At 59.3% G+C, this 20,008-nt stretch carries 11 protein-coding genes; 7 read left to right on the plus strand and 4 right to left on the minus strand.

All coding sequences use genetic code 11. The features are described from left to right. Positions 1-108 precede the first annotated feature (108 nt). The 4 genes from J3U87_RS11505 (at position 109) to J3U87_RS11520 (ending at position 7,360) form a co-directional block, all read left to right on the plus strand. Positions 109-1,755 carry an O-antigen ligase family protein gene (locus tag J3U87_RS11505; RefSeq protein ID WP_237383181.1) on the plus strand — a complete coding sequence of 549 codons (1,647 nt, stop codon included), beginning with the start codon at positions 109-111 and terminating at the stop codon, positions 1,753-1,755. An 846-nt stretch (positions 1,756-2,601) separates the two neighbouring features. Then, positions 2,602-4,155, plus strand: coding sequence for a histidine ammonia-lyase (hutH, locus tag J3U87_RS11510; protein WP_237383182.1), 1,554 nt, complete (start codon positions 2,602-2,604; stop codon positions 4,153-4,155). A gap of 330 nt (positions 4,156-4,485) precedes the next feature. Beyond that, on the plus strand, positions 4,486-6,336 hold the full coding sequence (locus J3U87_RS11515) for a 2-oxoacid:acceptor oxidoreductase subunit alpha (protein WP_237383183.1): 1,851 nt from the start codon (positions 4,486-4,488) through the stop codon (positions 6,334-6,336). 10 nt (positions 6,337-6,346) lie between these two features. After that, complete coding sequence (locus J3U87_RS11520) at positions 6,347-7,360, plus strand: 2-oxoacid:ferredoxin oxidoreductase subunit beta (protein ID WP_237383184.1); 1,014 nt, start codon at positions 6,347-6,349, stop codon at positions 7,358-7,360. A gap of 126 nt (positions 7,361-7,486) precedes the next feature. Here the strand turns inward: J3U87_RS11520 and J3U87_RS11525 are convergent, their stop codons facing one another. Then, positions 7,487-8,083 (minus strand): response regulator, encoded by a 597-nt coding sequence (locus tag J3U87_RS11525; RefSeq protein ID WP_237383185.1) that lies wholly within the window; start codon positions 8,081-8,083, stop codon positions 7,487-7,489. Positions 8,084-8,457: 374 nt separating this feature from the next. Then, entirely contained in the window at positions 8,458-10,731 is a 2,274-nt protein-coding gene (locus tag J3U87_RS11530) for a ComEC/Rec2 family competence protein (RefSeq protein WP_237383186.1), read from the minus strand. A 726-nt stretch (positions 10,732-11,457) separates the two neighbouring features. Between J3U87_RS11530 and J3U87_RS11535 the strand changes: the two genes are divergently transcribed. Together J3U87_RS11535 and J3U87_RS11540 are read left to right on the plus strand one after the other, a co-directional pair. Further along, a complete protein-coding gene (locus J3U87_RS11535; RefSeq protein WP_237383187.1) occupies positions 11,458-14,982 on the plus strand; it encodes a vitamin B12-dependent ribonucleotide reductase in 3,525 nt (1,174 codons plus the stop codon). Between the two features lie 312 nt (positions 14,983-15,294). After that, a complete protein-coding gene (locus J3U87_RS11540; protein ID WP_237383188.1) occupies positions 15,295-15,951 on the plus strand; it encodes an SRPBCC family protein in 657 nt (218 codons plus the stop codon). Between the two features lie 191 nt (positions 15,952-16,142). Here J3U87_RS11540 and J3U87_RS11545 read toward each other — a convergent pair whose 3' ends face one another. Further along, positions 16,143-16,949, minus strand: coding sequence for a DUF429 domain-containing protein (locus J3U87_RS11545; RefSeq protein WP_237383189.1), 807 nt, complete (start codon positions 16,947-16,949; stop codon positions 16,143-16,145). Positions 16,950-17,689: 740 nt separating this feature from the next. Between J3U87_RS11545 and J3U87_RS11550 the strand changes: the two genes are divergently transcribed. Further along, a complete protein-coding gene (locus J3U87_RS11550) occupies positions 17,690-18,697 on the plus strand; it encodes a hypothetical protein (protein WP_237383190.1) in 1,008 nt (335 codons plus the stop codon). Here J3U87_RS11550 and J3U87_RS11555 read toward each other — a convergent pair. Then, positions 18,683-19,099 (minus strand): hypothetical protein, encoded by a 417-nt coding sequence (locus J3U87_RS11555; protein WP_237383191.1) that lies wholly within the window; start codon positions 19,097-19,099, stop codon positions 18,683-18,685. The two genes, J3U87_RS11550 and J3U87_RS11555, sit on opposite strands and share 15 nt — an antisense overlap. Between the last annotated feature and the right edge of the window lie 909 nt (positions 19,100-20,008).

Here is a 20,008-nt window from a genome sequence, read left to right on the forward strand (position 1 = left end):
ATTTAGTTTAACTTATACGTGAGATCGGTGCGAGCCGGCTACCGATGTGAATGACATCGGGCACGGTTTGCCGAATCCCAACATCTTCAGACCCAAGGATTGCCCATCTTGATTCGACCCTCGTCACGAACGCTGTCTGTCGGCTATGTGGCGGCCTGCATCTGCTTCAGCGGTTTCTTTTCGCAACCGTTCACGGGCCCCAAGATCGCGGCCCTGTCGCTGCTGATGCTTCCGTTGCACGGCCAACCCCGTGCCTGGTCTCGACCGGTATGCGTCATCCTGGCGCTATTACTGGGTTGGTCCTGGCTCGATTTCCGGATCGCGGGACATGCCGTCGATACCCTTCACGGACTGCTGCCCTGGTTCTTCGTGGCTTGGGTTTGTTGGGCCGTCCTACCGTCCCGGGCAGCGGAACGGGCGGCCTTCGGTTGCGGTTTGCGATGGGTTGCGCTGGTTTCGGCGGGATGGCTGATCCTCTTTCGTCTCGTTTCGTTGCTGGTCCCGACCGCGGCATCCGGCCTGCCCTGGATTTGGGGTCCGGGCGGTTTCTGGGGCAATCCCAATTTCAGCGCCCATGTCTCGCTCCTGGGTCTCTGCCTCGGCACCTGGCGACGTGACCGCTGGGACGCGGCGGCCCAGGCGATGATCGCGGTGGCCATATTCCTGTCCTACAGTCGCGCCGCCGCGATGGCCGTGATCCTTTGGTTCGGCTGGTCCCTTTGGCGGACGGGACACACCCGATCCGAACGATCTCATCTCGGCATCGCGGTCTGTTTGGGTGGGTTGGCGATCGCGATCTTTCTTACGGCTCCCTTTTGGAATACCGCGATTCGTTATCTCGAGGCTCCCGACGTCTACGTGTCGGAGCTGACCGAACAGCCGCCACTCTTGGCCGATCGAGACCCCTGGTTCCAGGCCAAGGGGGCCGGCTTGGTGGGACGGCACATCCTGTTCGCCAACAGCTTCGCATTGTTGCGTGACGTACCGCTGCGGGGCATCGGCGTCGGCCAATTTCGCGTGCGCTACCCGGAGTATGCCGCGGCGGTGTACCCCGATTTCAACATGAACGACGATTACCGTGCCCATGGGGTCCACAACCTGTTGCTGGCCGGTGCGATTCAATACGGCCTGCCGTGGATGCTGCTGTCTCTCGCCCTGGTTACGGCGGCCTGGTGGACCTGTGCGTGCCCGCGATACCGGATGGCCGCCCTGCTCCAGGGCATGTTGGCCATGGTGTCGCTGAACTACCTGAACCCCGTCGTCATCGCCACCTTGATCGCGATGTATCCCTACCCCGAAAACGGCGCACAACGGACACGGTCCCGACTCATCGGGATGCCTCTCTTTCTCGCGGTCATGATTTTGGCAGCCTTCCAAATCCAGATCGGACGAATCGAAGCCCGTGAATCGATGGTGCTCGCCGACCGACTCCTGCCGGAAATGGCGGCTCGCACACACGCGGAGCAGGGTCGTTTACCCGAAGCGTGGCAGGCCCAGCGAGAGGCCTCGAGGCGCGATCCCCATGGCCCGGCCACGTATCACAATCTGGCACTGCTGGCGGAAGCCTGGTCACAAGTGGACCCGAGGATCGATCCCTGTCTCGCATTGTCCCTCTACAGCGTCAACGCCGAGCGACACCCCTTTTACAAGGCGTCGGCGGTAGATCGCGATCGCTTGCGGTCACTCCTGCCCGATTGCCGGGAACACAGCGAAACGGACGTGGAAAAAGCCATCGAACGTTTTCCGGAAAACTAGCGGGAAGACCGGCACGACCCACCCGATTAATTCGCATTCGAAACGAACTTACTCGCAGTTCCCGAATGTCGAGAGATTCGTCGTGCCAGGTAGGTTCATCCGCCGGATGAACTCTTCGAAGCGACCCATGCTCAGAGTTCCCGCATTCTTTGAGAGTCGGCACGGCAGTAAGTTGGTCACGGCCAGTAGGGCAGGAGCGGTTAGCCGGCCCTGCCGTTACTTCGAAGTGATCAAGGCCGCGAAAAAACGGAACGCCTAACAGCGAAGCGCCAATAAAAGCGGGGGCTTCGAAATGTGCGGCGGCAGGGCCGGTAAGGCCGCCGCACCTACCTGGTCCTACCGGCCCTGCACGACGCCCCTCTGGCAAATGCGGGAAATCCCGAGCGGTTAGCTTCGATTGGTTTCTGACCTGAAACCCAGTGGCCGATGGGCCGGTGATTCGCCATTCCGATCACCGGCAATCCGGCCATAGGCATGAGCGACGACTGGGGCTGGACATGATTTGAGCCCAAAAACCCATGCGAGACAGGGAGCGACAGGCCCGTTCGGATATGGATGGGTCTCGCGACCGGTTCGATGCTAAAGTTAGCCCCAATATCGCAATGTGCGGCTACCAGGCCGAAACAGCGCCCGAGGCCCTCCGGCCACCCTCCCTTCCGGAAGTATCGATGACTCGCCACCATCCCTCTTCGTCGAACCGGCTCTCCCCCGGCCTCATGTCACGGCGCCCGGATCGCCCCGCTCCCACTATATTAATAGGTCATATTTTGATCGGACCTCGGAAAGAGCGATTCGAGAAGCGTATCCTCACCCAGTCGCGCACTTGCTTTTTTAGGAAGGAATCCCATGACCCAATCTGAAAAAACCGGACCGCGAGACGCGGTCATCGAATTGACGGGCAATGACTTGACCCTGGCCGACCTGACCGCGATCGCGGCCGGTGCCCCGGTGAAGCTCGGCCGGGCCGGCAGCGACGCGGTGGATCGATCCCGCGCCGTCGTCGACGACATCGTGGCCAACAACGAGGTCGTCTACGGTGTCAACACCGGCTTCGGCAACTTCGCCTCGGTCGTCATCCCGCCGGAAAAACTGGCCGAATTGCAGTACAACCTGATACGCAGCCATGCCGCCGGCGTGGGTCCCGCCCTGGACCTGGCCAACTGTCGCGCGCTGATGGCCCTGCGCGCCAACGTTCTCGCCAAAGGCTATTCCGGCATTCGCCGCAAGAATCTGGAAGCCTTGATCGACGCCCTCAACGCGGGCTTCCATCCCTTCATTCCCGAACAGGGCTCGGTCGGCGCCTCCGGAGACCTGGCCCCCCTGGCCCATTTGACCCTCAACCTGCTCGGCGAGGGCGAGGCCTTTCTGGACGACCGGCGCGTTTCCGCGGCCGAAGCGCTCGAAGCCAAAAACCTGAAACCCATCGACCTGGAAGCGAAAGAAGGACTCGCCTTTATCAACGGCACCCAGGTGATGGCCGCCATCGGCGGTTTGGCCCTGAAGGAAGCCGCCTCCCTGGCTCGCCATGCGGACATCATCGCCGCTCTCAGCCTGGAAGCCCTGCGGGGATCCCGTCAGGCCTTCTATCACAAGATCCACGAGGCGCGTCCCCACACCGGCCAAAAGGCCTCCGCCGACAACCTGTGGCGCATTCTGGCCGAAAGCGAGATCATGGAATCGCACCGCGATTGCGGCAAAGTTCAGGACAGCTACTCCCTGCGCTGTGTGCCGCAGGTGCACGGCCCCGCCCGCGACACCCTGGATCACGTGTTGAAGGTCTTCGAGATCGAAATCAACTCGGCCACGGACAACCCGATGGTGCTCGGCGACGAAGGCCGCCTGATCAGCGGTGGGAACTTTCACGGCGAAAGCCTGGCGATGGCCTTCGATTTCTCGGCCATCGCGGTCGCCGAACTGGCCAACATCTCCGAGCGCCGGATCGAACGCCTCTGCAACCCCGCGCTTTCCGATCTACCGGCGTTCCTTGTCCAGGAAGGCGGCCTGAATTCGGGCTTCATGATCGCCCACTGCACGGCGGCGGCCCTCGTCAGCGAGAACAAGTCGCTGTGCCATCCGGCTTCCGTGGACAGCATCTCCACCTCGGCGGCCAAGGAGGACCACGTCTCCATGGGCACCATCGCGGCACGCCAGTTTCGTGCCGTGGTCACCAACGTGCGTCGGGTCCTGGCCATCGAGCTGCTGGCGGCCAGCCAGGGGCTGAACCTGATTCCCGAGAAACCGGCACTTGCACTGCAAGGCGTGGTGGATCTGGTGCGCGCCGAGGTGGCTCCCTGGGATCGGGACCGTTACATGGCCTCGGACATTCAAAAAGCGGAGGCGTTGATCGGCTCCGGAAACATGATCGCCGCGGTCGAACGGGTCTCCGGCCCGCTCGCCTGATCAAATCAGGGCCGGCTCGCCACGAGTCGGCCACCTGCTTCTTCGTCCTGGTTCGATGGACGCGGCATGCTTTGTTACATACATTATCTGGCAGACGCCTTTCTCAACAGAAATGCCGCATCCGTCCATCAACCGGTTGTCCCACTGTCATTTTCAAAAGCGAACCATGGATCGAACCGACATGGCGGCAATGCAGTAGCGAAATTTCGCTCAATGTTGTCGCAACGCTGGTTCGCATATCCAAATGTGACTATAATGGTTCGCTAACGTCGATTCCAGCGGCTTTAACGACAAAAAGCCGTCAGGATAGGGTTGACAAGGAGCAAAAATATGTCGGAAGCGGTCCAAACACGCCGTACTCTTGCATCCGCCACCATCCGGTTCGCCGGGGACTCTGGCGACGGCATGCAGTTGACGGGTACCCAATTCACCAACACTTCGGCCACCCTTGGAAATGACATTTCCACCTTCCCTGACTTCCCCGCTGAAATTCGCGCACCCGCCGGTACGGTTCCCGGCGTTAGCGGTTTCCAGATCCGGTTTGCCAGCGAAGACATTCACACGCCGGGCGATCGACCCGACGTGCTGGTAGCCATGAACCCGGCAGCCCTCAAAGCCAACCTCGATGAATTGCCCAACGGCGCCCTGTTGATCATCAACCAAGATTCCTTCAACAAGTCCGGCCTGAAAAAGGCCGAATACGTCACCAACCCCCTGGAAGACGACAGCCTCTCCAAATACCGCGTCGTCTTGGTGCCCTTGTCATCCCTGACCGAACGAGCCGTGGAAGAAGCCGGTCTCAACAAGAAAGCCGCCGAACGATGTAAAAACTTTTTTGCCCTTGGCATCATGTATTACCTCTACGACCGCCCGCTGGAACAAAGTCTCGAATGGATCGCCAAGAAATTCGCCAACAAGGAAGACATCCAAAAAGCCAACCAGCTAGCCCTCAAGGCAGGCTACCACTATGCCGACACCGCCGAAATCTTCAGCGATACCTATCGCGTACCCCAAGCCAAGCTGGATCAGGGAACCTATCGCGGATTGACCGGCAACGCCGCGCTGGCGATGGGCATGGTCGCGGCAGGCCAGATCGCGAAAAAGCCTTTGTTCTATGGCAGCTACCCCATCACGCCGGCCAGTGACGTACTGCACGAATTGGCCAAATTGCGCCACTTCGGCGTGCGGACCTTTCAGGCCGAGGACGAGATCGCCGCGATCGGGGCCGCGATCGGCGCCGCATTCGGCGGCGCTCTGGCCTCCACCGGTACCTCCGGACCGGGCATTTGCTTGAAATCGGAGGCCATGGGCCTGGCCGTCATGACGGAACTCCCCCTGGTCATCCTGAACGTCCAGCGCGCGGGCCCCTCCACCGGCATGCCCACCAAGACCGAGCAGTCCGACCTGCTCCAGGTCATCTGGGGACGCAACGGCGACTCTCCCCTGCCGGTCATCGCGCCCGCCACACCCGGTGAATGTTTCACCATGGCGCTGGAAGCCTGCCGCATCGCCGTCAATTACATGACGCCGGTGGTCTTGCTTTCCGACGGCTATCTCGCCAACGGCGCGGAGCCCTGGAAGGTGCCGAGCCTGGACAGTCTTCCCGAAATCAAGATCAGCCACGAGGTCGACCCGGAATCCTTCCAACCCTACGAACGGGATCCGGAAACGCTGGCACGCCCCTGGGCCGTACCCGGCCAGGTCGGCCTGGAACACCGTATCGGCGGCCTGGAGAAGCAGGACATCAAGGGCAACGTCAGTTACGACCCCGCCAACCACCAGCGCATGACCGATCTGCGCACTCAAAAGATCGAAGGCATCACCAAGACGATTCCCGACCTGGAAGTCTACGGCGATCCCGAAGCCGACACGCTGGTGTTGGGCTGGGGCGGCACTTACGGCTCGCTGCTGACCGCCATCAACCAGATGAACAGCGAAGGCCACAAGGTCGCCGCCGCTCATTTCCGCTATCTGAATCCCTTCCCCCCGAATACGGGTGAGGTGATCCAGCGCTACAAGAAAATCCTGGTTTGCGAACTGAACAACGGCCAATTGGACGTGCTCATCAAATCCAGATTCGTCCGGCAAACCGAGCCCCTGCTCAAAGTCAAGGGCAAGCCGTTCCAAGTGAGTGAACTCACGGAGTTCATCAAGAAACACTTGGCCGACGATCAAGCATAAGGAGGGCACCATGGCCAAAGGCGCAGCACTCAGCAAAAAAGATTTCCAGTCCGACCAAATCGTGCGCTGGTGCCCCGGTTGTGGCGACTACGCCATTCTGGCGGCGATCCAGGGCACCATGCCCAAATTGGGCATCCCCAAAGAGAAAATCGTGTTCGTTTCGGGCATCGGCTGCTCCAGCCGCTTTCCGTACTACATGGACACCTATGGATTCCACACCATCCACGGCCGTGCCCCGGCATTCGCCACGGGCCTCAAGATCGCCAATCCCGATTTGAGCATCTGGATGGTGACCGGTGACGGCGACGGCCTCTCCATCGGCGGCAACCACCTGCTCCACATCCTGCGCCGCAACCTCGACGTCAACATCCTGTTGTTCAACAACCGCATCTACGGGCTCACCAAGGGCCAGTACAGCCCCACTTCCGAGACCGGCAAAAAGACCAAATCGAGCCCCATGGGTTCGATGGAACGGCCCGTCAACCCCATCAAGTTCGCATTGGCCGCCGAGGCCAGCTTCGTGGCCCGCACCTACGACGCCAACCCCAAGCACATGGCCCAGGTGTTCCAAGCCGCCGCGGCCCACAAGGGTACCTCGTTCATCGAGATCTTCCAGAACTGCGTCATCTTCAACAAGGATGCGTTCGACGATGTCTACGACCGCAACGTGCGTACCGATCACATGATCCACCTGGAAGAGGGCGAGCCCCTGGTGGCGGGATCCGAGCACAAACGCGGCGTCTTCCTGGAAGGCCTGCAACCCTCGGTCCGCAACCTCGACGAGAACAGCGACCACAGCACGCTCATGGTTCACGACCCCAAGGCCAAGTCCCCGGTCTACGCCAACCTGCTGGCCGACATGGAGTTCCCGGATTACCCGGTTCCCGTCGGCATCTTCCGCAGCCTGGAGCGCCCCTGTTACGAGGACGCCCTGGCCGCGCAGATCAGCGAAGCCCAAGCCAAGAAGGGCGTCGGCAAGCTGGAGGATCTTTTCTCCGCCGGCGAGACCTGGAAGGTCTCCTGACCCAACGACCGCGACCGGGTGCCCGAGGGCATTCGGTCCACACTTCTCTGTGCGAATGTGAAAAAGGCCGGACTCATCGAGTTCCGGCCTTTTTTCATCAATCGTTCGTCCGTCGAAGCGCCTGGCTCACTCGAGGATTTTCAGTTCGCTCAACATGCGCTCGAGTTGTTCGTTTCGCTGGTGAATTTCCTTTTGGATGCGGTCGATCTTGCCGCGAACCTTGATGTTCAACGTGTATTTCTTGGTGAGGGCCAGCGCCATCTGTTTGACCGAAACCTGGTCGAAAGGTTTGCGAAGGAACATCAATCGGTCGGTGGTGCCCACCCTGTCGAGGATCTGCTCCCAGGAATAATCCGAGTAGGCGGTCACGATGACCATCTCGATCATGGGATGGTTTTCCCAAATCCGCTCCATCGTCTCCACACCGTTCAAACCCGGCGGCATGCGAACGTCCATGAAGATGAGGGCGTAGGGATCGTTTTCCGCTGCGGCCTGATCCGCCATATCGATAGCTTGTTGACCCTGAAATGCCGAGTCCAGCCGATACACGATCTTGCCCGCGTCAAACCCGGGAGAATGAAATTCTTCGTCCTCGAATAGCTGACGTTCGATCTGTTTCAGGTCCTCATTGACCGTGAACTTGGAGGTATTGAGAATCTTATGAAAATCCTCGTGGATTTCTTTCGTGTCATCCACGATCAGAATGCGATTGCAAAATTGCATCTAGCTTCATACCTCCGGTCAGGTTGCCGTGAGTGTACCTTTTTACGCTTCCGTCACCATAACTTAGGTGCCTAAGCTTTTCAAGCCGTAATAGAACGAATCACGCCCCCGATCCGATAGCCCGGGGCGTGCCGATTATACACCAACAACATCAATAAAACCAGAGCCTACCGCACAAAAACCAACATACTGCGTAGCCCTGTGTTCACACGTGAGAACCACGACAACCCCAACACTTTCAGTTCTCTCAAAACCCTGCATCCAAACTCACGAGACCTCCCTGAAAAACCGCCGTACATACCAGCGGCATATCACTGAATGAATCTCTGCGCGAATACAGAAAAACATCGCCAAAATGAAAAATTGATCCCACTTTAGCGCTCCGACCAAGGCTCCGTTCCGGTTTCCGGGAACCGGAAATGCCCTTTTGGGCGCCCGCCCAGCAGGATCAAGGTTCCGCTGTCGGCCGTTGTCAGCCAAGGCACTCGCTGTTGGCGCAGGTTGGACAGGACCTGTGGATGGGGGTGTCCGAAGCGGTTCCCGGCACCGCAGGAAATTAGGGCGACATCCGGTTTCAGGCGCTCGAGAAAAGCGCGACCGGTGCCCGAGCGACTGCCGTGATGACCCACCTGAAGCAGCGAAACCGTCGTGGCCGCCCCTCCGCCCCGCGGAGAGTCAAAGAGATCCCGGTCGAGGTAGCGCTCGGTCCAGGTGCCCGCATCGCCCATGAGGAGCACCTTGGCGCCGGGACGTGCGATCCGAATGACCAGACTACCCTCGTTGGTATCGGTGGGCTCCGGCGAACCACGCGGCCAGATCACCTCGAGCCGAAACCGCCCCCAAGCCAGTCCGGCTCCCGCTTCGACGGGGATTTTGATAAAGGCGGAGAGGTCCTGTTCGAAATGAAACCGACCCCATTGCCCTCGCGGTACCCAAATCGGGAATGGCCGAACGAAACGAGGCAGCAGATTGTAATGATCCGCGTTGTGGTGGGATACGAACGCACCCGCCACGTCCTTGCCACCGAAGAGCCGCACCAGGGATTCGGGGCGCAACCCGAGCGGCAATTGCCCTCCGCAGTCGAACAGCAAGGTGCGGCCCTGCGCGTCGGTCAGCATCATGGCGAGACCCTGACCCACATCGAACATGACCAGGCGCTCACCGGAGAGGGGCCGATGATGGATCGAGCAGAACAGCAGGCAGAACAACATCGCGCCATACCAGCGCCACTCGCGAAAACCGTACCGCAGAATCAGGAACGACACGAACAGAAACGCGAGCGCCCAAGCCGGCTCGAAGGGAAACCGCACCAAGCGGAGGGCTTCAATCACGGGCTCCGGCAAGGCCAAAAGCCACACCAGGGCCGATTCCAACGAATTGCACCACGGCACCAGGTCGGTCCAAACCAAGCTCAAACCTGCCAAAGCTCCGAGAACCAGCAGGAAACACAACAGAAAGAAACCAACCAGATTCCAGATCACGCTGAGTGGGTTGATTTCACAGCCGAAGACCAGGCCAACCGGCAAGACCATCAACTGGGCGCCCAGGATCGGCAGGAAGCGCTTCAGGCGAGGCAGCCAGGGATGATCGAGCGGGCTGGCGGGCATCGCCACCCCGCGTCCCAATACCAAACCCAGACTGGCGGCGAAACTATACCAAAACCCTGCCCGCAACAGGCTGAATGGGTCGAGAACGAGCGCGAGACACAGCAGAAAGGTCCAAAGCCGGTACCAATCGCGCACCCGCCCCAACCAACACATCACTTGGAAGCCGGCCAGCATGCTCACAGCCCGCGTCACGGAGTCGCTCCACCCCATCCAACTGCCAAAGACGAGAAGGCCCACGACGGTAAAACCACTGCGCCACCAAGGACGACGGAGCGGAAAGGACAGCCACCGCAGTACGGCGAACACCAACATGCAGTGCAGTCCCGAAATCGCCAACAAGTGTCCCAGCCCAAGCGGTTCCAAGCGCTTGCGCCAGGATTGCGCAGGGACGTTTGCAGTGAACAACCGCCACAATTCGCGATTCGCGGGAGAAAGGGCCGAATCGGGTGCGTCCGGTTGTGGATGCCAGCTCATGAGCCGGACGGTTTTGACATTTCCGGAAAAGCGCGGCGCATAGCGCTCCCGCAGCCGCTGAAGCGGCCAGGGAATGGTGCGCGGAGGGACTTTTCGCTTCAACCGGATCCAGGCCCGCAGGGGTGACCGACGTCGCGGCGCTGCCGGCAGGGCCGGGGTGAAGATCGTGAGTCGTCGGAGCTCCACGTCCTCCCAATCGGCATGAAGGAAACGGACCCGTTCGAGGAGGATCGCCTGCCCATAGCGGGTCTGCCAATGATGGCGAACCCGACCCTCCACTTCCACCGCCCGATCGAGATGATAGGGTGCGGGAAGCCTGGCGAGGCGGCGGTGACAGGTCCAAGACATCCATCCCCATCCGAACCCGAAACAGAAAAGCACGCCGAGCAGGCACTTGTACCGAGACCCGGAAGGAACCCGTACCATCGCCAAAACCATCAGGGCTGCGAGAAACCAAAACCCACCGACGCCACAACAACCCCGGTCCGCCTCGGGCATGGCCAGGCGGAAGATCATCCCCAACACCAATCCGAACGGACCGAGAGTAGCCAAGCCAACGCGAGGCATGCACGCCCTCCGTCGCTCAAAAGATACTCGTGTATGGGTGCCGGGTAATCCCCGTCTCGCGGCGCCGGCATCACGGCGCTCGATCTTCACATGAATGATCCATCATACCCTGGCCGGCACGAAAGCGACAGCTCTCCGCCCTTCACGAAATGGTCACACAAAGCTGCCGGGCTCCCCTCCAGGACCGAACCGATTCGACCCATTTTTTTTGCAATTCGGTGAATCCGTTACCCACCAACGGATCCCGTTTCCCAGCCCCCCGAAACGCCAGGTTTTGTCCTTCCATCGGTGTCAGGTTTCTGCTACCTTTCCCCCTGCTTTATGGACCGGAATCGGAGAGAAAACCACCGCCTGGCATTCATATTTTCATTGAATTCAGTTTTCACAGCCAGTTAACAGGCTTCGCATTCCGCACGGGACACAGAGACACGAAAGCCACATTGTTTTCCACGGCAAAGAATTTACATAAAGCAAAAAACGGAACCAATTCACCCAAGCAACTGGGAAGAAATGGAATAGCAACGTAGTAGTTGGTGACGGATCGCACACTATATATTGTGGCTCTTTTTATTTACACCTACTAGATGCGGTGTTATAATCCGGCAACTTTGAAAAATGAAATGGAATGGCTCGCGCTTTCTCTTGGCTCCCAAGGGTTTTTCTATAAGTGTGGGCACAAGTGCGTGCACCATTCGTATTTGATCGATAATAAGGGGATTTTGGTCGATGAAATTTAAAAGGCTGTTCACTAATAAGGGTTCTTCACCATACCAGGACATTCCATTCGGACATCGCGCCTCCGAAATTCGCAACCCGGACGGAAAAATTGTTTTCTCCGTGGAAAACGCATTGGTTCCGGAGACTTGGTCCCAGGTTGCGGTGGATGTTCTCGCCCAGAAATATTTCCGAAAAGCAGGGGTTCCGGCAAAGACCCATCGCATTGCCGAGGAGGGTGTGCCGGAATGGCTCCAGGCTTCGGAACCCGACAGTGAAGCCCTTTCGCTCTTGCCGAAAGACCAACAATTCTCAACCGAAACGGATGCGCGTCAGGTGTTCAATCGCTTGGCCGGATGCTGGACCTACTGGGGCTGGAAAAACAAGTATTTTGATTCCGAAGACGACGCCACCGTGTTCTACGACGAAATGTGCTACATGCTGGCCAACCAGATGGTGGCCCCCAACTCGCCGCAATGGTTCAACACGGGCCTGCACTGGGCGTACGGCATCAACGGGCCGGCCCAGGGACACTACTACGCGGATCCCGCGTCCGGCGAAGTGAAGAAGTCGGAAGACGCCTACACCCATCCCCAGCCGCACGCCTGCTTCATTCAGAGCGTGGACGACAGCCTGGTCAACGACGGCGGCATCATGGACCTCTGGACCCGTGAGGCACGCCTGTTCAAATACGGCTCCGGTACCGGCACCAATTTCAGCGCCATTCGCGCGATCGGCGAACCCTTGTCCGGCGGCGGGAAATCCTCCGGCCTGATGAGCTTCCTCAAAATCGGCGACCGCGCCGCTGGCGCGATCAAGTCCGGCGGCACCACGCGCCGCGCCGCCAAGATGGTGACCCTCGACATCGACCACCCCGATGTGGTCGAGTTCATCGAATGGAAGATGACGGAAGAGCAAAAGGTGGCCTCGCTGGTCGCCGGCAGCCAGGCCTGCAAACAGGCGCTCAAGGATATTTTCGACGCGGCCTGGGCGGCGGCCGACAAGGAAACCGGCAAACCGGAAATCGACCCCAAGAACAACAAGCGACTGCGCAAGGCCATCGTCGCGGCCAACAGGAACTTCGTGCCCAAGTCCTACATCAACCGCGTGCTCCAGTTGGCGATGCAGGACTACCACGAGATGGAGTTCGATACCTACGACGTGAACTGGGAATCGGAGGCCTATGCCACGGTCAGCGGCCAGAACAGCAACAACAGCGTCCGGGTACCCAATACCTTTATGAAAGCGGTAGGGGACAACGCCGATTGGGACTTGGTCACGCGGGTCACCAAGCAGACCGTCAAAACGGTTTCCGCCCAGGAACTATGGGAGCGCATCGCGGTCGCCGCCTGGCAAAGCGCCGATCCCGGCCTGCAGTACGACACCACCATCAACGAGTGGCACACCTGCCCCAACAGCGGCCGTATCAACGCCTCCAACCCCTGCTCGGAATACATGTTCCTCGACGATACGGCCTGCAACCTGGCCTCCATCAACCTGTTGAAGTTCCTCGACAAGGGAACCACGCGCTTCGACGACACCCGCTTCCAGCAGGTCTGCCGCATGTGGACCGTGGTACTGGAAATTGCGGTCCTGATGGCGCAGTACCCCAGCTACCTGATCGCCGAGAAGTCTTACCGCTACCGCACCCTGGGCCTCGGCTACGCCAACTTGGGCGCCATGCTGATGGTCAGCGGCATTCCCTATCACTCCGACCGCGCCCTGGCGATGACCGCCGCGATCACCGCGATCATGACCGGCGCCTGCTACCGCGCTTCCGCCGAGATGGCCAAGGAACTGGGCCCCTTCCCCGGCTTCAAGGACAACCGCGACGCCATGTTGCGGGTCATCCGCAACCACCGCCGTGCCGCCTACAACGTGGAAGAGCAGGAGTACGAAGGCCTTGACGTCAAACCGTTGGGCATCGACTCCAGCCATTGCCCGGCCTATCTGCACGACGCCGCCAAGAAGACTTGGGACGAGGCGCTCAAGCTGGGTGAAAAACACGGGTACCGCAACGCTCAGGTTTCGGTCATCGCCCCCACTGGCACCATCGGCTTGGTCATGGACTGCGACACCACCGGCATCGAGCCGGACTTCGCCCTCGTCAAGTTCAAGAAACTGGCCGGCGGCGGTTATTTCAAGATCATCAACAGTTCGGTACCGGCGGCGTTGCGCCAGTTGGGCTACGACGAAACCCAAATCCAACGCATCACGGATTACTGCAAGGGCACCGGCACACTGAAAGGTGCCCCGGGCATCAATCACGAAACCCTGAAGGAAAAGGGCTTCACCCAGAAGCAACTGGACAAGATCGAGGGTTCGCTGGCCTCGGTGTTCGACATCAAATTCGCCTTCAATCGCTACGCGTTGGGCGACGACTTCCTGGTTCAGGAACTGAAGGTCAAACCGGAGCAGATGGACGACTGGAACTTCGATCTGCTCAAGCACCTGGGTTTCACCCCTGAAGAAGTCAGCATGGCCAACGAGTACTGCTGCGGCACCATGACCATCGAAGGCGCACCCGAACTGAAAGAAACACACTATCCGGTTTTCGATTGCGCCAACCGCTGCGGCGCCAAGGGCAAACGGTTCATCGCCTCGATGGGACACGTGGCCATCATGGCCGCGGCCCAACCCTTCATCTCCGGCGCGATTTCCAAAACGATCAACATGCCCAACGAGGCCACGGTCGGCGAGGTCAAGGAGATCTACGAACAGGCCTGGCAGTTGGGCCTCAAGGCCATCGCCCTGTATCGCGACGGTTCCAAGCTGAGCCAGCCGCTTTCGGCCTTCTCCGACGACCTTCTCGAAGAGGAGGCCGAAGCCGAAGATCAAGCGCAGGCCAAGGAAGTCAAGGTCGCCCAGGCCGCCGAGCAGATGACCAAGATGTACACCCGTCACCAGCGCCGCCAATTGCCCAACCGACGCGGCGGCTACACCCAGAAGGTCACCATCGGTGGCCACAAACTCTACCTGCGCACCGGCGAGTATCCCGACGGTCAGTTGGGTGAAATCTTCCTCGACATGCACCGCGAAGGCGCCTCGTTCCGCAGCCTCATGAACTGCTTCGCCATCGCCGTGTCGCTGGGCCTGCAGTACGGAGTCCCTCTGGACGAGTACCTGGACGCCTTCGTCTTCACCAAGTTCGAGCCGTCCGGCCCCGTCTTCGGTCACGATCAGGTCAAGTTCTGCGATTCGGTCATCGACTTCGTCTTCCGCGAACTGGGCCTGACCTATCTGCACCGCACCGAATACGCCCACGTCCCGGCTGTCCAGGAGTCGGACGACGACAAGGAGCCCGAGAAGGCTGAGAGCGGTTCCAAGATGGACGAAATGGACTGGGAGTACTCCAAGGTCGTGCGCGAAACGGCCCAACAAATCACGACCGACGACCAGAAGCAGCAAACCGTCCGGGTGGCCCGCCTCAAGGGTTACGAGGGCGATCCCTGCCCCGAGTGCGGCAACCTGACCCTGGTTCGCAACGGCACCTGCCTCAAGTGCGATACCTGCGGTTCCACCACCGGCTGTAGCTGATAACGCAACGGATCGCGAAAAGGCCCGGATTCCCTTGTGGAACTCCGGGCCTTTTTTCGTGGATCCACAAGCTTGGACCGCGACAAAAGGGCCGCGGAGGCCATCTTCCTTTGACCGAGACAGGTTTTTCAAAACCTGATAGTCTGTTGGCGACCATCCCGATCGTTCATAGAGACAAGGACAGGTGCGACACCTACCCGGATACCGGGAGCCGTCCACGTCCGAATCGTAGTACAGGGAAACCGTTCCCCGTTCCACATTATGGTCGTCTACATATTTCCCTATTCGTCACTCAAAGGAGAGATTGAACCCATGAAATTCCTGAAGTTTGCCTTTATCGGCGTGATCTCGGTGGTATTGGTTTTATTCATCGGATCACTTTTTATCCCCAGCGAATTCAAAGTCGAGCGCTCGATCGTCATCGAAGCCCCGACCGAACAGGTTTTCCCGATGGTCAACAACCTGCGCAATTGGAAGAAATGGATGGTTTGGGCGCGCCGCGATCCCAACATGACCATCAATTACGAGGGCCCCGAAGCGGGTGTCGACTCGAAGACGAGCTGGCAATCGGAAACGGAAGGGGACGGCGAAATGACCATCACCCAAAGCGAACCGCCCACCTTCGTGGCCTATTCCCTCTATTTCCCCGAATTCGATTCCCGATCCGTCACCAAAATGAAATTGGAGAGCGTGGACAACGGCACGCGCGTGACCTGGACGAACGAGGGCGACATGGGCATGAACCCCATGATGAAAGTCTTCGGGTTGATGATGGACGGCATGGTAGGACCTGATTTCGAAGCGGGTCTCGTCAACATGAAAGAACTCCTCGAAAGCATGCCGCCCACACCCGAGCCCGAGCCCGCGGGTGTGGAAGCAGCCGAAGGCGAAGGGGCCGCCGAGGGCGACGCGGCTGGAGAGTCGTCCGAAACCCAAGGTGGTTCGGACGGACAAGAAGCTTCCAAGTAACGACCTGTGCCCATCCAGGACCGAAAGAATCCTTCATTCAGCTCGCCGCCTGGATGGGTGCCCGCTCGGATTTCAGGTCCGAGATGCCAGGTTCTGTGAGGACGACACCGCTCCGAATCCCGGTCACCCGAAGACGAATCCAAACCGCAAGCGAGCATCGAGCGCGCTTGGACAAGGCGCCATTAGCCGACTCAGCTCCAAATGGCCATTTCCAGGCCGCGCTCGTCCCGCGGTGGCCGTTCCGGTATCGAAACCGCGATTCCTTTGAATCGCCGCCACGCGGTCCACGACAGCACCATCGCGTCGAGTAGATCGTCGAGACCGGCTTGGGATCTCGGTACGCGCCAATACGCGAGCCAATCCTCGAACCCGGGGTAAACCGCGACCAAGGCCTCACGGCGCTCCTGTTTGCCGGGTGCCTTGAGCTTGTAATGTTGCATCGGGGATCCCAACAACCGCGTGAAGGCCATTTCTGGATGGCTTTCGAACACCCGCTCCTGAAGTTCGGGTGTGATCCAGGCATCGACTTCGGCGATTTTGGGCAGGAGGCCGAACCCTTGAATCGAGAGTCCCTTACCCCGTACCTCGTCGAAATGGGTGGCTCCAAGCAGGGAACGCACCGGTGGCGGAAACACGCTCGACCTGCGCGCCCCGATCGCTTTCCTCGTCCCTCGGTCACATTCGCGACCGCCGGCCACGTGCTCGGAGAGCAAGCCGATGGGAATGTCCACCGCAACAAACTTCGGTTCGCGGGGATCTTCGAGAACCTGGGCGACGTTGGCGAGGATTCGCGCATCCCACGCCACCGCCCGCTCGGCCTCAAAACACACGAAAGCCGCCAGCCACCCCGCGCGACAGCCGTCGACACCTGCCACCCAAACCATGTGCCCTCCCGCCATGTCCGTCACGAAACCGCTCGCCAACCACAACCGGGCCTTCTCGTCGAACGCGGTCCACTCGCCTCGGATCGCAGAGCGAGCCTTGGTGACAGAGATCATAGGTCGTGATTCCAGAATACATCGATCGTATCGGGAAAAGCCGCCAAATCAGGTAAACAAAATGATTAAAAACAGGACAACTCCCCTAGAATCAAGGCGAAATGGGTGAAGCCCCGCAAGAAAACCACTTACGGATATTAAGTGGATATCAATTAGCCCCACCATTCGCGACATCATTACCCACCATTCGCGCACCGCCACCCTTTTCACGACGGATTTTACCCCACTTCAAAACATCTCCAATTGCTGGCTAAGAAGTCTTCCCTTAAAGTTTGTCTCAGCTCGCTGGGGAGCACGAAACGAATACCCAAGCGGTATCGCTTCTGTTCATCAGTAAGCTGAAACCTGTACGAGAGCAAATTTCGAGAGCACTACTTAGTGGCTTGATTTTTTCCCACTGCCAGCGGGGACTTGCCCGGCGATGTAAATCCGCCGGGCCTTTTTTTTGTCCTGAATCAAGGCTCCGAACCCTCGAAACCGGCCCCCATTCCAAGCAACCTCCTTCGGCTTCCGAATTTGGCGCTGGCACAGACCGTGGGATTACGGTTAAAATTTGGTGAGCGTACCTTAAAACGCCGTCAAAACGTCGTGCTTTGAACCGGATTCATCACGCCATGGTCGGCCCGAATACCAACCGAAGCCCCTCGAACCCGCTGGGTACGAGTTTCGGTACTTTCACGCCCGGCCCAAGGCGACAGCGCGGCAGCCATTGACCGACCTATCTCTCGAGAGGATGCTTCATGCCCTGGCGCCACACCATCGATCTCGTCAAAACCATGGGTCGCGCCTTCCAGTTCTGTCCCCCCATGTGGGCCAACGCCCTACTCGGGAAACCCGGCGACTGGGTGCCGCCCTATCCGAAACATTCTGAATTTCGCATCCTGGATCCTCGCAAACCCGTGCGCGCCCTCCACTATCTCATCGATGCCGGTCTTTTCCCGATCCCCTTCACGCGACCCGGATGGCTGGGTCTCGTTCCCGATGTCTTCTTTCTCCAAACCCCACACGTCATGCACTGGCAGGGCCAGGAGGAGACCTACGACGATTTTCCCGACGAAGCCTGGTTCTTCATCAACGGCGTCACCACCAACAACGACGTCGCCAAAATGCAGCGTGCCTGCCTGACCCATTTTTTCCGGCGACCGATCACCATCATCCAGAACCCCTCGGACTCGATCTACCTGGACGTCATGGAGGCCGCCATCGGCAAGACCGGCGCCTGGATGGCCAAACCCGCCCACCTGGCCGAGGTCGAGTTGAAGCGAGCCCTGCTCTCGGATAAAAAGAAGATCGTGGTCATCGCCTATTCGCAGGGATCCATCATCATGGCCAACGCCTTGCGGAAACTGGCGCGCAACCCGGCGGCGGTCGCCCAAATGCACAAGCTGGAGATCTACACCTTCGCCAACGCCTGCGACAAGATGAACTACCTGGACAAGATCAACCGGATTCCCCACATCGAAAACTACGCCAATCGCCACGACCTCGTGGCGCGACTGGGTGTGTTGGCCCCCAAAAAACGCGGCATCATTTGCATCGACGGCCCGGTGTTCGTCAACGAGCTGTGGGGCCACCTGCTCAACGAGCACTACCTATACCGCCTGCTCGACGAAAAGGGCGAGTCCAACTACCGCTTCGACCCCAAGGCCAACCCACGCTTCAAACCCGACGGAGCGCCGCCGGAACCGCGCCTGCTTCGCTACCACAAGGACGCGTTGCGAGCCGCTCGCCGTTCAACTGCCTATTGAGCCAAAAAAGTGGTAGACCACTTCGCCGCCCTCGTTGACCCGAATCTGGGCGAGGCCGTCGCTGTGGCAGCGGTCCAGCATCCGCTTGGCCTCGGCCGAAGCCAAAGCGGTGGAGACAGCCACTTGGGACACGGTGAGTTCGCCACCGTTGCGCTGCGCCAAATCCAGGATCATGCGTTCGTCGCGCTCGGCCCGTAGTTGGGTGCGACGGCGGAGCGCGTAGATCACCATAAAGAGCCCGAGCCCCAAAGGCACGAGACCCAGAAAGATACCGGCGGCCAGATTCTCGACGAGGGACTTTTTGCCATCCAGTTGCATCAGCAGGAAGCCCAGGCACATGACCGCCCCGAAAAGGGCGGAGGCCGAACCTGCCAAGCCGAGCAGTACATGCCTCAGTTTCACGGTGCTCACCACCTGAAAGCGCGGGTTTTCACCCAATAAATTGCGTTGCTGAAAGTCCTTCCATCATACCCCGCAAAACCCTCGCTGCAAAGTCTTCGCTACAAGGTGACCCCAGCTCGCCAGGGCTCTGCTCTGCCCAACACGCAGGACACCCCGAACCGCAAGCTAGCAGAACCTTTACATTCAACCAAAAAGCACAGATCCGCGATCGAACCGTGATAAATTCATTCTATCTCCTCCATAAACAATCTTTACGTGCAAATTCAAACTTCGTGAAAAACGACCCCAACAACCGCAAACCGATGCATGTTTTGAAATTTCATTTACCTAATCATTACAAAAAAACTTGAACTTTGAAGCCACTCTCCATATGCTTGCCGAAAGAAGAGAGGCCCGTTCTCGATTTCATGCTGTGGCCCCTTTTTGGCCCTCCCCTCTCCGCCGCTTCCAGCAAGCGTTCTACCACGGACCCCGCTATCGATTTTCTGTCCAGCCCTATGGCCGAGACCCGGCACCGCGGATCTCGCAGCCGGGGTGGTCGCTGTCCTCGTGCCCCCCTACGAATCGAGATACGCACTCGAAATCGCGCACTTGCGCCAGGTCGCCATATGACGGCGTACCGCTGCGGCGCTCGCGAGCCAGGGAGTTGCCTGTGGTGCGGATTCCACGGCGCTTGACCCAGAGCGAAGACATAGCTTGACCTCACGAAGGTTGTTGCTCCAACCTTCATTCCCTTCGGCCGGTGCGGTCCTTGGGGCCGCCCGGCCTTTTTTGGCGCCAACCGATGGGCTACCGTGGAAAGCTAAACGCTTAAAACCCGGCCTCCGTCCTGGGCGGCCACTCTCTCGAAACAAAGTGGTGCATTCAACCTGAGCTGGGTCTTGCCGTCGCCAAATCTTGATCAGGAAG

This window comes from Sulfidibacter corallicola, from assembly GCF_017498545.1.
In the GTDB taxonomy this organism is placed as follows: domain Bacteria; phylum Acidobacteriota; class Holophagae; order Acanthopleuribacterales; family Acanthopleuribacteraceae; genus Sulfidibacter; species Sulfidibacter corallicola.